We start from the raw sequence: 14,071 nt of genomic DNA on the forward strand, positions 1-14,071 counted from the left end.
AGCGGGGGGGGGCGGGGGGGTGGGGTGGGGGGGGGGCCCGGCCCCCGCCCCTGCGCCGCGCGCGGCGGCCACTCGGACGCGAGCCAAGAGGGGGCCGCGAACACGCCGCGACGCAGTCGCGGCAAATCCAGCACAGTACTGTGGTGAGGCACCTATTTCGAGATGGAGCACAGCAGACGTGACCAGGTTCGACAGCATCGAGCGCGCAGTCGCCGACATCGCCGCCGGTAAGGCGGTCGTCGTCGTCGACGACGAGGACCGCGAGAACGAGGGCGACCTCATCTTCGCGGCGGAGAAGGCCACCCCGGAACTGGTCGCCTTCATGATCCGCTACACCTCCGGTTACATCTGTGTGCCGCTCACCGGCGACGACTGCGATCGGCTCGGCCTGCCGCCGATGTACGCGATGAACCAGGACAAGCACGGCACCGCCTACACCGTCTCGGTGGACGCGCGCGAGGGCGTGACGACCGGCATCTCCGGCGCCGACCGCGCCACGACGATGCGGCTGCTGGCCGACGCCGACGCGAAGGCCGACGACTTCACCCGGCCCGGTCACGTGGTGCCGTTGCGCGCCAAGGACGGTGGCGTGCTGCGCAGGCCCGGTCACACCGAGGCCGCCGTGGATCTGGCGCGTATGGCTGGTTTGCGCCCGGCGGGCGTGATCTGCGAGATCGTCAGCCAGAAGGACGAGGGCCACATGGCCCGCACCGAGGAGTTGCGCGTCTTCGCCGACGAGCACGAGCTCGCGCTGATCTCGATCGCGGACATGATCGCGTGGCGGCGCAGGCACGAGAAGCATGTGGTGCGGGTGGCCGAGGCGCGCATCCCCACCGCGCACGGCGAGTTCATGGCCGTCGGCTATCAGAGCATCTACGACGAGGTCGAGCACGTCGCGCTGGTGCGCGGCGACATCAGCGACGGTGACGACATCCTGGTCCGCGTGCACTCGGAGTGCCTGACCGGTGACGTGTTCGGGTCGTTGCGCTGCGACTGCGGTCCGCAGCTGGATGCCGCGCTGGAGATGGTCGCGGCCGAGGGGCGCGGCGTGGTGCTGTACATGCGCGGTCACGAAGGCCGCGGGATCGGCCTGATGCACAAGTTGCAGGCCTACCAGCTGCAGGACTCCGGCCACGACACGGTGGACGCGAATCTGGAGCTCGGCCTGCCCGCCGATGCCCGCGATTACGGCACCGGCGCGCAGATCCTGGTGGACCTGGGCATCCGGTCGATGCGGTTGCTCACCAACAACCCGGCCAAGCGGGTCGGCCTGGACGGCTACGGCCTGCGGATCACCGAGCGTGTGCCGATGCCGCTGCGCGCGAACGCGGAGAACCTGCGCTACCTGCGCACCAAGCGCGACCGCATGGGCCATGACCTGATCGGACTCGACGAGCTCGACCTCGGCGAGACCGCGCACTGAACTGCGAACCGACTCCGAAAGGCGGACATCGATGAGCGGTACCGGGGTACCGACTTTCGCGCTGGCGGATGCCAAGGACCTCTCCTTGGGCATCGTCGCCTCGCGCTGGCACACCCAGATCTGCGACACCTTGCTGGCGAACGCCGAGCGGGTCGCCAAGGACGCGGGCGTCCAGCAGATCACGGTGGTGCGCTGCGCGGGCGCGATGGAGCTGCCGGTGGTGGCCCAGGAGCTGGCCAAGTCGCACGACGCGGTGGTGGCCCTCGGTGTGGTGATCCGGGGTGACACGCCGCATTTCGAGTACGTCTGCGACGCGGTGACCGCGGGGCTCACCCGAGTTTCGCTGGATGAGGGCACGCCGGTCGCGAACGGGGTGCTCACCACCAACAACGAGCGGCAGGCGCTGGACCGGGCCGGGCTGCCGGACTCCCATGAGAACAAGGGCGAGCAGGCGGCCGCCGCGGCGCTGGACGCCGCGCTGACGCTGCGCGCCCTGCGACAGTCCGCGTAGCGATGCCGGTCGTCCGTATCTTCCGGAGGAACGCGGTCGCGGCCGACGACGCGTCCGAGTGGGACTTCGAGGTGCGGCCCCGGCGCGCGGTGCGGACGGCGTGGATCGCGGCGGTGCTGGTGGCGGCCGCGTTCACGGTGGGCGGTATCTGGCTGCGCAGCGGGTCCACCGGCGTGAACTTCCGGGTGGCCGATCAGATCGCGATGATCGGGATCGGCGTGCTCGGCGCCGCGGCGGTGCTGTTGCTGACCAGGCCGCGCTTGCGCGTCGGTCCGCGGGGCGTGTCGGTGCGAAACATCCTGGGCGACAACGAGTTCCCTTGGGACTACATCCGAGGCGTTTCCTTCCCTGATCGGAAGTCCTGGGCGCGCTTGGAGTTGGTCGACGACGACTACGTCCCGCTGCTGGCGATCCGCTCGAACGACAAGGAGCACGCGGCGCGGGCGATGGCTCGGCTGCGCGAACTCGGCGCGAAGTATTCCGGGAGGAAGTGAGCGGGCGCTGCCCGGTTCGCGCGGGTCCGCGTGGTCGTCTAGCCTCGCGGTCATGGAGCCAGGTGCGTCCGTTCTCGCGGCGGCTTTCGCCGACGATCCACTGATGACCTACTTCTGGCCGAGGAAGCCGCGGCGGCGAAAAGCGTTGCCGCTGTTCTGGGAATCGCGTATCGCGTCGCGCCGAAGGAACGGCCTGGTCGATCTCGCGCACGATGCGGAGGGCACCCTCGCGTGTGTGGCGTTGTGGGAACCGGCGCACGTGGTGTCACCGACGGCGAAGCCGTTGACCTTGCTGCGGGCACTGGGGCCGGGCACGGCTCGGGCGCTGGCCGCGGGGCGGCGAATGGAGCACGCACGGCCGCGGACGCCGCATCTCTACCTGGCCGCCATCGGGACGATGCCCGGTGCGCAGGGCCGGGGACTGGCGACAGCGCTGCTCGAACGGCGATTGGCGGCGGCCGAGCAGGACTGCTTCCTGATCTCGAACACCCGCGGCACGGTGCCGTTCTACGCGCGATTCGGGTTCGAGCCGCAAGGCGAGCTGCCGATCGGCCGGGGTCCGGTCGTGTATCCGATGGTCCGGAGGAGATAGTCCCGGTGGGCTCGGCGATTGCCCGACGTGCCACCGCCGGGACAGGGCGGGCGCTCACCGGACCGCGCCCGCCCGTTCGATCACCGGGTATCGCCGAGGACCGCGCCCTCTCGCCGTGGATCCGCGCCGCCGATCCAACCGTCGGCGCCGTCGCGTTTCAGGGCGCTGAGGCCGCTGGTCTGTGGCGCCACCGAGACCTGATGGCCGAGCTGACGCAGCCGCAGCACCAGGGGGTCGTGGTCGCCGTTGTCGCTGGCGTCGATCGCGGGGTGTTCGCCGCCGATGCCGGTGGACGGAGTGTTGCCGGCGCCGAAGGCGACCGCGGAGACCGCCTGTTGTGGATCCAGACCCCAGTCGAACATGTTGACCAGCGTCTTCACCACGAACTGGATGATCACCGAACCGCCGGGCGAGCCCGCGACATGCGTGAGCGCGCCGCGCGAGCCGTCGGGCGCCTTCCCGAAGATCAGCGTCGGGCTCATGGAGCTGCGCGGGCGCTTGCCCGGCTGCACCCGGTTGGCCACCGGCACGCCGTCGGCCCCCAGCGGATCGGCGTTGAAGTCGGTGAGCTGATTGTTCAGCACGAAGCCGTCGACCAGGTGGAACGAACCGAACGCCGACTCCACGGTGGTGGTCATCGCCGCGGCGTTGCCGTACTTGTCGACCACCGAGATGTGGCTGGTGCCGTGCTCGGGCGGTTGCGGTCCGACGCCGAGCGGCACGGGGCCGAAGTCACCCGGCTGCGCGGTGCCCATGCTGCGGTTCGGATCGATCAGCCCGGCGCGCTGCCGCAGATAGTCGCGATTGAGCAGGGTTTGCGCCGAATTGCCCGGCAGCGGCACGAAATCCGGATCGGCCACGTACTTGTTGCGATCGGCGTAGGCGAGGCGCTCGGCCTCCGAGATCAGATGCACCGCCTGGGCATCGGGTTTGCCGCCGTTGCGGTCGATGCCGTCGGGCCGCAGGGCGGCCAGGTCGAAGTTCTCCAGGATGCCCAAGGTCGCGGCGACGGTGATGCCGCCCGAGGAGGGGTTCGGCATGCCGCAGAGTTCGTGCTCGCGGTAGCCGGTGCACAGGGCGGTGCGCTTCTTCGCCTGGTAACCGGCCAGATCCTGGGTGGTGATCAGGCCGGGAGTGCGCCCGCCGGAGGACCGCCCCGCGGCCGCGACGATGTCCTGGGCGATGGCGCCGGTGTAGAAGGCCTGCGCGCCCTCGGTGGCGACGGCGCCGAGCGTCTTCGCCATCGCCGGGTTGGTCAGTACGGTGTCGGCGGTCTTCGGGCTGCCGTCGGGGTTGAGGAAATAGGCCTTTGCGTCTTCGTCCGCGGCGAGGTCCTTGGCCGACTCCGCGATCTGCCCCGCGAGGCGGGGGCTGATCCGGAAACCCTGATCGGCCAGTCCGATGGCCGGGTCGAACAGCTCGCGCCACGCGGTCTTGCCGTGATCGCGATGCGCCAGTTCGAGCATCCGCAGCACGCCGGGCACGCCGATGGAGCGGCCGCTGGCCCGGGTGCTCGGCTTGGGTTCGGTGCGATCGGTGTCGCTGATCCAGCGCAGATAGTTCTCGGTGGCGGCGGCAGGGGCCGTCTCCCGGCCGTCGTAGGCGTCCACGGTCTTGGTGTTCGCGTCGTAGTAGACCAGGAACGCGCCGCCGCCGATCCCGGACGCCTGCGGCTCGACCAGACCCAGCACCGTCTGGGCCGCTACCAGCGCGTCGGCCGCGGTGCCGCCGTCGCGCAGGACCTCGCATGCGGCCTTGGTCGACACCGGGTTCGCCGTGGACACCGCGAAAGTGTGCGTGCGCACCGGCGTCATGTTCGAACGATAGCCGGACGCTATTTCCGGGTTGGTGCTGAGATCTTTGGTGCCGCTGCCCGCGGGCCCGGCCGCGGAAGCCGTCACCGGCGTGCCGTTCGGCACCGTCTCGCAGACGCCGCCCGCCTGGTCTCCGCCGGACGAACAGGCGGTGGCCATGCCGACGGTTAGTGCGAACGCCGCCGCCGCGGCGACCCGAGTTCCTCGCTTGCGCCCCATGCCGGGACTCTAACGCCCGCTACCGACGGCCGCGCCGGTTTCCTTCCCACCGGCGAAATCGCCCTGGCCGCAGCGTGTGTCGAATCGGGGAGGACCGGGAAGGGGTGTGCGGACCCGCCGGTGCCGCGCGCGCTGCCGGTAGGCTGGCCGAGTGGCGATCGAGGCGGTGCTGTTCGACTTCTCCGGGACCCTGTTCCGCTTGGAGGCCGACGAGTCCTGGTACGCGGAGCTGACCCGCCCGGACGGGCAGGCGTTCGACGTGGACGAGAAGGCCGAGATCATGCGGCGGATGACCGCGCCGGTCCACCAGGTCGTCGAGTTCGACGAGGAGACGCAGTACGCCTGGGACCACCGCGACCTGGACCCGGCGCTGCATCGCAAGGTGATGATGAAGGTGCTGCGCGCGTCGGGAGTGCCCACCGACGAGGACGCCGAACGACTGTACGCCCGGCTGCTGGACCCGCTGGAGTGGACGCCCTACCCCGACAGCGCTGCCGTTCTCGATCTGCTTGCCGCACAGGGGATTCCGGTAGCGGTGGTGAGCAACATCCCGTTCGACATCCGGCCCTCGTTCGCGGCGCGCGGCTGGGATCGGCTGGTCGGCGCGTTCACTCTCTCCTACGAGGTCGGCGCGATGAAACCCGCTCCGGAGATCTTCCGTTCCGCGCTGGGGGAACTGGGTGTGCCCGCGGAAGCCGCTTTGATGATCGGCGACAGCGCCGAGGCCGACGGCGGGGCCGAGGCGCTGGGCAGCCGATTCGCTCTGGTCGAGGCCCTGGCCACCGCCGAGCGCCCGGACGCGCTGCTGACCGCGCTGCGCCGGCACGGTCTGGTGGCGTAACCCGCTCGGCCCGGGCGGGATCGATCGGGTTCATTCGCCGAAGTCCGAGTTGTGCCGGACGTCACCGTGTTACGGTGCGATTCCGGCGTGTTCGCAGGTGCGCCGGACGGTTCGCCTACCAACGGGGGTACGGCTGTGAGCTTGGCGTTCTCCGGTGAGGAGCCCTCCGTCGGCGTGGAAACGGCCATGCCAGACGCGGTTAGGGACGTGCGGGAAGCCGTCGCCGGGATGGCGGGATTCGGACTCGCGTATCCCGTGCTGATGAATCTGACTCGCGGCGGCGACGCGGCCGCGACGGCATCCACCCAGTTCTGCGTCGCGTGGGCGCTGGGCCTGCTCGTGCTCGGATTCGCCGAGGGCGCGCCCGCCGTGCGCAGGCTGACGCTCGCGCTGGCACTGCTGCAGGCGGTGGTCGGGTGCTGGGCGGTCAGGGACCTCGCGACCGTCCCGCCCGTCGTCGGCCTCGTCGCCGCGGGGTACTCGCTGGCCACATCGGCGGCCGTCGTGCACCTGCTGTGCCGCCAGGAAGCCAAGGCGTGGTTCGGCGTCCCCGTGCGCTGACCTCCGCCGGGAGCCGCCGTCGGCCGGGCTGTCGGTCCCGGTCTATACCCTGGATGGGTGGCAGATCCAGCGACGTACCGGCCCGCGCCGGGCACGATCCCCGTCGAACCAGGCGTCTACAAATTCCGCGACGCCCATCGGCAGGTCATCTACGTCGGCAAGGCCAAGAGCCTGCGCAGCAGGCTCAATTCGTATTTCGCCGACGTCGCCGGGCTGCATCCACGCACGAGGCAGATGGTCACCACGGCCGCCAGCGTGGAGTGGACGGTCGTCTCCACCGAGGTGGAGGCGTTGCAGCTGGAATACAACTGGATCAAGGAGTTCGACCCCCGCTTCAACGTCCGCTACCGCGACGACAAGTCCTATCCGGTGCTCGCGGTCACCCTGAACGAGGAATACCCGCGGCTGTTCGTCTACCGCGGCGCACGGCGCAAAGGCGTCCGCTATTTCGGCCCCTTCGCGCACGCGTGGGCCATCCGCGAGACGCTGGATCTGCTGCTGCGGGTGTTTCCCGCGCGCACCTGCTCCAACGGAGTCTTCCGGCGGCATAGCCAGATCGGGCGTCCGTGCCTGCTCGGCTACATCGACAAGTGCTCGGCCCCGTGCGTCGGGCGGGTGAGCGCCGAGGAGCATCGCGCGATCGTCGAGGACTTCTGCGATTTCCTCGCGGGCCGCACCGATCGCTTGGTCCGTGAGCTGGAGCGCCGGATGCACGATGCCGCCGAAGACCTGGACTTCGAACTCGCCGCCCGGCTGCGTGACGACGTCCAAGCGCTGCGCCGCGCGCTGGAGAAGCAGGCGGTGGTGCTCGGCACGGGCACCGACGCCGACGTCATCGCCTTCGCCGCCGACGAACTGGAAGTGGCGGTGCAGGTCTTCCATGTGCGCGACGGCCGGGTGCGCGGCCAGCGCGGCTGGGTGGTCGACAAGTCGGGTGACGCGGTCGACGTCCCGGAGGCGGGCGGGGAGCTCGCCGCGCTGGTCGAGCAGTTCCTCACCCAGTTCTACGGCGAGCAGGTCGCGGTGGCCGAGCAGGCCGCCGACGAGCAGCCCGCCGCCGTGGTGCCCCGCGAGGTGCTCGTGCCCGAGCTGCCCGCCGATGTCGAGCAGGTCCAGCAGTGGCTGTCGGACCTGCGTGGTTCGGCGGTGAAGCTGCGCGTGCCCCAGCGCGGGGACAAGAAGGCGCTGGCCGAGACCGTGCAGCGCAACGCGATGGAGGCGCTGGCCCAGCACAAGCTCAAGCGCGCGGGCGATCTGACCTCGAGATCGCAAGCGCTGCAGGAGATCCAGGACGCCTTGGAGCTGGACACCGCGCCGCTGCGCATCGAGTGCGTCGACGTGAGCCACGTGCAGGGGACCGATGTGGTCGCCTCGCTGGTGGTCTTCGAGGACGGTCTGGCCCGCAAGTCCGAGTACCGCCACTACACGATCCGGGAAGCGGCGGGCGAAGGCCGCTCCGACGACGTCGGCAGCATCGCCGAGGTGACCCGCCGCCGCTTCCTCAAGCTGCGCCGCGAGCGCGACCTGATGGAGCACGAGGATCTCGCCGCGACCGGAGGCGACGAGGACGCGCTCGACCTCACCTCCCGCCCCGGCATCGATCCCCGCACCGGGCGTCCGCGCAAGTTCTCCTACCCGCCCAACCTGTTCGTCGTCGACGGCGGCGCGCCCCAGGTCGCGGCGGCCGCCGAGGTGCTCGACGAGCTGGGCATCACCGATGTCGCGGTGATCGGACTGGCCAAACGCCTGGAGGAGGTCTGGGTGCCCGGCGAGAGCGATCCGGTGATCCTGCCGCGCACCAGCGAGGCGCTGTATCTGCTGCAACGGGTCCGGGACGAGGCGCACCGCTTCGCCATCACGTTCCATCGCAGCAAACGCTCCCGCCGGATGACCGCCTCGGCGCTGGACTCGGTCCCCGGGCTCGGCACGGCGCGCCGGACCGCGCTGGTCACCCATTTCGGGTCGGTGGCCAAGCTCAAGCAGGCCACGGTCGAGGAGATCACCGAGGTGCCCGGCATCGGGTTGGCGACCGCGAAAGCGGTCCTTGCGGCGCTCGAGTCCGAATAGTCAGTCGACAGTGCACCGGAAGTTTCGGTTTCGCGTACGTTGTGTCTGCGGCCGATACCGAAGCCGGTGCGCGATGATCGGAAGGCACCCCAGAGACGGATCCGGTAGGACATGACACGCGTCGAATCGAACAGCAGTGCGGGCAGCCCGCCGACGAGCGCGGGACGAGCGGCCTCGTCCAGCGCCGTCGGCGGGGCGAACCCACAGGTCGAGGTCGTGATCGTGACCGGGCTCTCGGGCGCGGGCCGAGGCACCGCCGCCCGCGTGCTCGAAGATCTCGGCTGGTACGTGGCCGACAACCTGCCTCCCGAGCTGTTCGGGCGGATGGTGGAACTGGGCGCTTCGGCGAAGCCGCCGATCCGCCGTCTCGCATTGGTCATGGACGTGCGCAGCCGGTTCTTCACCGGCGACCTGTCGGTGGTCACCGAGCAACTGCGGGCTCTCGGCGTGCGCACCAGAGTCCTTTTCCTCGAGGCCTCCGACGACGTGCTGATCCGCCGTTTCGGTTTCGCGCGGCGCAGGCATCCGCTGCAGAGCGAGAGCAAGGACGGCACGCTGTCGGCGGGCATCGCCGCCGAGCGAGTGCGCCTTTCGGCCGTGAAGGCCGCCGCCGATCTGGTGATCGACACCACCGAGCTGTCCATCCATCAGCTGCACCGCAAGATGGAAGAGGCCTACGGCGGCGGCGCGCCCACCGCGTTGCAGCTCACCGTGCAGTCGTTCGGCTTCAAGTACGGGGTTCCGCTGGACGCGGACATGGTGTTAGATGTCCGTTTTCTACCCAATCCGCATTGGATACCGGAGTTGCGGGAACATACCGGTCAGGAGACGGTGGTCAGCGAGTACGTGCTGTCGCGTCCCGGTGCGGAGGATTACCTGCGCACCTGCCACCACCTGGTCGAGCTGACCACGAACGGTTACCGCCAAGAGGGGAAGCGATACATGACGGTCGCAGTGGGCTGCACCGGAGGCAAGCACCGGAGCGTCGCGATTGCCGAGGCACTGGGCGAGTTGATGAGCGAGGTCACCGGCGCGGCGGAGGAGTCCGCCGACGTGGTCCGGGTCGTGCATCGAGATCTGGGGCGAGAATGACCGGTTGGGAATCCAATCCCAGCATCGTCGCGCTGGGTGGCGGACACGGGCTGTACGCGACGCTGACCGCGGTGCGGCGGCTGACCAGGAAGATCTGCGCGGTGGTCACCGTCGCCGACGACGGGGGCTCATCGGGGCGGCTGCGCGCCGAGCTGGGGGTGCTGCCGCCGGGTGATCTGCGGATGGCCCTGGCCGCGCTGGCCGAGGACGCCGACGGCGTCTGGACGCGGACCGTGCAGCATCGCTTCGGCGGCACCGGCGCGCTGGCCGGGCACTCCGTGGGCAATCTGATCCTGGCCGGGCTCACCGAGGTGCTCGGCGACCCGGTGGCCGCGCTCGACGAAGTCGCCCGCATGTTGCGCATCACCGGCCGGGTGCTGCCCATGTCGCCGATCGCGCTGGACATCGAGGCGGATGTGTCCGGGCTCGAGGCCGATCCTCGGGTCAGTCGCTGCATTCGCGGCCAAGTTGCCATCGCCACGACGCCGGGTAAGGTGCGGCGGGTGCGGCTGATTCCGTCCGATCCACCGGCCAGCCCGGAGGCGACCTCGGCGATCGAACACGCCGATGTCGTGGTGCTCGGCCCGGGATCGTGGTTCACCAGCGTGATTCCGCACGTCCTCGTCCCGGAGCTACGGGAGGCCCTGGTGTACACCAGGGCGCGGAAAGTCCTCGTGCTCAATCTCGCCGCGGAGCCGGGGGAGACCGCGGGGTTCTCCGCCGAACGGCATTTGCATGTATTGTCCCAGCACGCACCGGAATTCGTCGTCGATGAGGTGCTGGTCGACTCCGGCTGCGTGCCGGAGGGCCGCGAGCGGGAACATGTGGCCAGGGCTGCCGAGCAGTTGCGGGCGCGAGTAACCTTCTCCGATGTCGCCGAAGCGGGAACGGACCGGCATCACCCCGGAAAACTTGCCGCCGCACTGGATCAACTGATCCGGCAACCTCGGCCGCAAATGGCAGGGCTTCGAGTCGAGGGACGGCACATGGGTCAGGATGTGCGTTCCGGGTTGGGTGGAAAGGAGCGCGTCCCGTGGCGATGACAGCCGATGTGAAAGACGAGCTGAGCAGGCTCACGGTGTCGCAGGTGAGTTCCCGCAAGGCGGAACTGTCCGCTCTGCTGCGTTTCGCGGGCGGCCTGCACATCGTCGGCGGCCGGGTGATCGTCGAGGCCGAGGTGGACATGGGGTCCATCGCGCGCAGGCTGCGCCGGGAGATCTTCGAGCTCTACGGCTACGGCTCCGACGTGCACGTGCTCGGCGCGGGCGGACTGCGCAAGACCTCCCGGTACGTGGTGCGCGTCTCCAAGGAGGGCGAGGCGCTGGCCCGGCAGACCGGTCTGCTCGACGTCCGCGGCCGCCCGGTGCGCGGTCTGCCCGCGCAGGTGGTCGGCGGCAGCATCGCCGACGCCGAAGCCGCTTGGCGCGGTGCGTTTCTCGCCCACGGCTCGCTCACCGAACCCGGACGTTCCTCGGCGCTCGAGGTCAGCTGCCCCGGTCCAGAGGCGGCGCTGGCGCTGGTCGGCGCGGCCCGGCGGCTCGGCATCACGGCCAAGGCACGGGAGGTACGCGGCACCGATCGCGTGGTGGTGCGCGACGGTGAGGCGATCGGCGCGCTGCTGACCAGGATGGGCGCGCACGGCACCAGGATGGTGTGGGAGGAACGCAGGCTGCGCCGCGAGGTTCGCGCGACCGCGAATCGGCTGGCCAACTTCGACGACGCCAATCTGCGCCGCTCGGCGCGGGCGGCGGTCGCGGCGGCGGCGCGGGTGGAACGCGCGCTGGAGATCCTCAGCGACGACGTGCCCGATCATCTCGCCGCGGCGGGCCGGCTGCGGGTGCAGCACCGGCAGGCGTCGCTGGAAGAACTGGGCCAGCTCGCCGACCCGCCGATGACGAAAGACGCTGTCGCCGGCCGTATCCGGCGGCTGCTGTCGATGGCCGACCGGCGCGCCAAGGAGCTGGGCGTGCCCGACACCGAATCAGCCGTCACGGCCGAACTGCTCGACGAAGCCTGAGCACGCGTTTTCCGCGATCCCCGCGCCGCCCCCGGGCGCGGGGATCCCGTGTTTCCGCCCCTCTGCCGCTCGTGCTGGTCGGGCGTCTGACCAGGCATCGCGGGCCGTGTGAAAGCCAGGTGCGTGTCGGCGAGGTCACGGCAGGACGTTAGTGTGAGTGGACATCGGAATGATCCGCTGGAAAGTTGAGGAGCGATAACGTGACTGTCCGGGTAGGCATCAACGGCTTCGGTCGTATCGGACGTAACTTCTTCCGGGCGGTGGAGGCGCAGAAGGCGCTCGGCACCACCGACATCGAGATCGTCGCGGTCAACGACCTCACCGACAACGCGACCCTCGCGACCCTGCTCAAGTACGACTCGATCCTGGGCAGGCTGCCCCAGGACGTCTCCCTCGACGGCGACGACACCATCGTGGTGGGCGACCAGCGGATCAAGGCGCTGGCCATCAAGGAGGGCCCCGCCGCGCTGCCCTGGGGCGACCTGGGCGTCGACGTGGTCGTCGAGTCCACCGGCATCTTCACCGACGCCACCAAGGCCAAGGGCCACCTGGCGGCGGGCGCCAAGAAGGTGATCATCTCCGCGCCGGCCAAGGGCGAGGACATCACCATCGTCATGGGTGTCAACGACGACAAGTACGACGGCAGCCAGAACATCATCTCCAACGCCTCGTGCACAACCAACTGCCTCGGCCCGCTGGCCAAGGTGCTCAACGACGAGTTCGGCATCGAGCGCGGCCTGATGACCACCATCCACGCCTACACCCAGGACCAGAACCTGCAGGACGGCCCGCACAGCGACCTGCGCCGCGCCCGCGCCGCCGCGCTGAACATCGTGCCCACCGGCACCGGCGCCGCCAAGGCCATCGGCCTGGTGCTGCCCGAGCTGCAGGGCAAGCTCGACGGCTACGCGCTGCGCGTTCCGGTCCCGACGGGCTCGGTCACCGACCTGACCGCCACCCTGCGCAAGTCGGCCTCGATCGAGGAGATCAACGCCGCCTACAAGGCCGCCGCCGAGGGGCCGCTGAAGGGCATCCTGAAGTACAACACCGATCCGATCGTCTCCAGCGACATCGTCACCGACCCGGCCTCGTCGATCTACGACGCGCCGCTGACCAAGGTGATCGACGACCAGGTCAAGGTCGTCTCCTGGTACGATAACGAGTGGGGCTACTCCAACCGTCTCGCCGATCTCATCGGCCTCGTCGGCAAGTCGCTCTGACGCGCATGGCTGTCAAGACACTCGCGGACCTGCTCGGCGAGGGGGTCGAGGGCCGGGGCGTGCTGGTGCGCTCCGATCTGAACGTGCCCCTCGACGACCAGGGACAGATCACCGATCCCGGCCGCATCATCGCCTCCGCGCCGACCATCAAGGCGCTCGCCGAGGCGGGCGCCAAGGTCGTCGTCACCGCGCACCTCGGCAGGCCGAAGGGCGGACCCGACCCGAAGCTGTCGCTGGCGCCGGTGGCCGCCAGGCTCGCCGAGGAGCTGGGCCGCAACGTGCAGCTCGCCGGTGACGTGGTGGGCCAGGACGCGCTGGCGCGGTCGGAGGGCCTCACCGACGGCGACGTGCTGCTGCTGGAGAACATCCGCTTCGACCCGCGCGAGACCAGCAAGGACGACGCCGACCGGGCCAAGCTGGCCGCGGCGCTGGTCGAGCTGGTCGGCGACGACGGCGCGTTCGTCTCCGACGGGTTCGGCGTGGTGCACCGCAAGCAGGCGTCGGTGTACGACGTCGCGCAGGCGCTGCCGCACTACGCGGGCACGCTGGTCGCGGCCGAGGTGGACGTGCTGGCCAAGCTCACCGAGAATCCGGACCGGCCGTACGCGGTCGTGCTCGGCGGTTCCAAGGTCTCCGACAAGCTCGCGGTCATCGAGGCGCTCGCGCCGAAGGTCGACACGCTGGTGATCGGCGGCGGCATGTGCTTCACCTTCCTTGCCGCACAGGGCCTTTCGGTGGGCGCCTCGCTGTTGCAGGAGGAGATGGTCGACACCTGCAAGCGGCTGCTCGAGCAGTACGCCGACGTCATCCATCTGCCGCGCGACATCGTGGTGGCCGACAAGTTCGCCGCCGACGCGGAGTCGAAAGTGGTTCCGGCGCACGAGATCCCGGACGGCTGGCTGGGCCTGGACATCGGCCCGGATTCGGTGGACCGCTTCTCGGTGCTGCTGACCGAGGCGCGGACCGTGTTCTGGAACGGGCCGATGGGCGTGTTCGAGTTCGAGAAGTTCGCCGCCGGCACCCGCGGGGTGGCCGAGGCGATCGTGACGGCCACCGGCAAGGGCGCGTTCACCGTGGTCGGCGGCGGCGACTCGGCTGCGGCCGTGCGTGCGCTCGGCCTGCCGGAGGACGGCTTCTCGCACATCTCCACCGGCGGCGGCGCGTCGCTGGAGTACCTGGAGGGCAAGGAACTGCCCGGCATCGCGGTGTTGGAGGACTGA

At 70.0% G+C, this 14,071-nt stretch carries 13 protein-coding genes; 12 read left to right on the forward strand and 1 reads right to left on the reverse strand.

What is annotated here, in order from left to right:
• Positions 1-178 precede the first annotated feature (178 nt).
• From ACWDMM_RS14135 to ACWDMM_RS14150, 4 genes are read left to right on the forward strand one after another with little or no spacing between them, the layout of a single operon-like run.
• Entirely contained in the window at positions 179-1,423 is a 1,245-nt protein-coding gene (locus ACWDMM_RS14135) for a bifunctional 3,4-dihydroxy-2-butanone-4-phosphate synthase/GTP cyclohydrolase II (protein ID WP_039798874.1), read from the forward strand.
• Positions 1,424-1,454: 31 nt separating this feature from the next.
• Positions 1,455-1,934: a 6,7-dimethyl-8-ribityllumazine synthase gene (gene ribH, locus ACWDMM_RS14140; RefSeq protein ID WP_039798873.1), complete on the forward strand. Its 480-nt coding sequence runs from the start codon at positions 1,455-1,457 to the stop codon at positions 1,932-1,934.
• Between the two features lie 2 nt (positions 1,935-1,936).
• Positions 1,937-2,428 (forward strand): PH domain-containing protein, encoded by a 492-nt coding sequence (locus ACWDMM_RS14145; protein ID WP_195080233.1) that lies wholly within the window; start codon positions 1,937-1,939, stop codon positions 2,426-2,428.
• 52 nt (positions 2,429-2,480) lie between these two features.
• Complete coding sequence (locus tag ACWDMM_RS14150; protein WP_195080232.1) at positions 2,481-3,020, forward strand: GNAT family N-acetyltransferase; 540 nt, start codon at positions 2,481-2,483, stop codon at positions 3,018-3,020.
• 80 nt (positions 3,021-3,100) lie between these two features.
• Here the strand turns inward: ACWDMM_RS14150 and ACWDMM_RS14155 are convergent, their stop codons facing one another.
• Positions 3,101-4,993, reverse strand: a complete 1,893-nt coding sequence (locus ACWDMM_RS14155; RefSeq protein WP_449937893.1) for a gamma-glutamyltransferase family protein — start codon at positions 4,991-4,993, stop codon at positions 3,101-3,103.
• 211 nt (positions 4,994-5,204) lie between these two features.
• Here ACWDMM_RS14155 and ACWDMM_RS14160 point away from each other — a divergent pair, with 211 nt between their 5' ends.
• From ACWDMM_RS14160 to ACWDMM_RS14195, 8 genes are all read left to right on the forward strand, one after another.
• Positions 5,205-5,894, forward strand: a complete 690-nt coding sequence (locus tag ACWDMM_RS14160) for an HAD family hydrolase (protein ID WP_195080230.1) — start codon at positions 5,205-5,207, stop codon at positions 5,892-5,894.
• A gap of 186 nt (positions 5,895-6,080) precedes the next feature.
• Positions 6,081-6,455: a hypothetical protein gene (locus tag ACWDMM_RS14165; RefSeq protein ID WP_195080229.1), complete on the forward strand. Its 375-nt coding sequence runs from the start codon at positions 6,081-6,083 to the stop codon at positions 6,453-6,455.
• A 57-nt stretch (positions 6,456-6,512) separates the two neighbouring features.
• Positions 6,513-8,522, forward strand: coding sequence for an excinuclease ABC subunit UvrC (gene uvrC, locus ACWDMM_RS14170; RefSeq protein ID WP_195080228.1), 2,010 nt, complete (start codon positions 6,513-6,515; stop codon positions 8,520-8,522).
• Positions 8,523-8,633: 111 nt separating this feature from the next.
• Entirely contained in the window at positions 8,634-9,614 is a 981-nt protein-coding gene (gene rapZ / locus ACWDMM_RS14175) for an RNase adapter RapZ (protein ID WP_195080227.1), read from the forward strand.
• Complete coding sequence (locus ACWDMM_RS14180) at positions 9,611-10,657, forward strand: gluconeogenesis factor YvcK family protein (RefSeq protein ID WP_067801940.1); 1,047 nt, start codon at positions 9,611-9,613, stop codon at positions 10,655-10,657. Before rapZ ends, ACWDMM_RS14180 begins: the two co-directional genes overlap by 4 nt.
• The gene (whiA, locus tag ACWDMM_RS14185; RefSeq protein WP_043693711.1) at positions 10,648-11,631 is read left to right on the forward strand and encodes a DNA-binding protein WhiA; all 984 of its coding nucleotides are present in this window, start codon (positions 10,648-10,650) and stop codon (positions 11,629-11,631) included. The genes ACWDMM_RS14180 and whiA overlap by 10 nt, the downstream gene beginning before the upstream one ends.
• Before the next feature lie 200 nt (positions 11,632-11,831).
• On the forward strand, positions 11,832-12,851 hold the full coding sequence (gene gap / locus ACWDMM_RS14190; protein ID WP_063017743.1) for a type I glyceraldehyde-3-phosphate dehydrogenase: 1,020 nt from the start codon (positions 11,832-11,834) through the stop codon (positions 12,849-12,851).
• A gap of 5 nt (positions 12,852-12,856) precedes the next feature.
• Positions 12,857-14,071, forward strand: coding sequence for a phosphoglycerate kinase (locus ACWDMM_RS14195; protein ID WP_195080226.1), 1,215 nt, complete (start codon positions 12,857-12,859; stop codon positions 14,069-14,071).

The sequence above is a fragment of the Nocardia sp. NPDC003726 genome, from assembly GCF_053586955.1.

Coding starts and splice junctions, on each gene's coding strand:
- rapZ (WP_195080227.1), top strand. CDS start 8,634: ATGACACGCGTCGAATCGAACAGCAGTGCGGGCAGCCCGCCGACGAGC.
- ACWDMM_RS14165 (WP_195080229.1), top strand. CDS start 6,081: ATGCCAGACGCGGTTAGGGACGTGCGGGAAGCCGTCGCCGGGATGGCG.
- ACWDMM_RS14195 (WP_195080226.1), top strand. CDS start 12,857: ATGGCTGTCAAGACACTCGCGGACCTGCTCGGCGAGGGGGTCGAGGGC.
- ACWDMM_RS14150 (WP_195080232.1), top strand. CDS start 2,481: ATGGAGCCAGGTGCGTCCGTTCTCGCGGCGGCTTTCGCCGACGATCCA.
- ACWDMM_RS14180 (WP_067801940.1), top strand. CDS start 9,611: ATGACCGGTTGGGAATCCAATCCCAGCATCGTCGCGCTGGGTGGCGGA.
- ribH (WP_039798873.1), top strand. CDS start 1,455: ATGAGCGGTACCGGGGTACCGACTTTCGCGCTGGCGGATGCCAAGGAC.
- ACWDMM_RS14155 (WP_449937893.1), bottom strand. CDS start 4,993: ATGGCCACCGCCTGTTCGTCCGGCGGAGACCAGGCGGGCGGCGTCTGC.
- ACWDMM_RS14145 (WP_195080233.1), top strand. CDS start 1,937: ATGCCGGTCGTCCGTATCTTCCGGAGGAACGCGGTCGCGGCCGACGAC.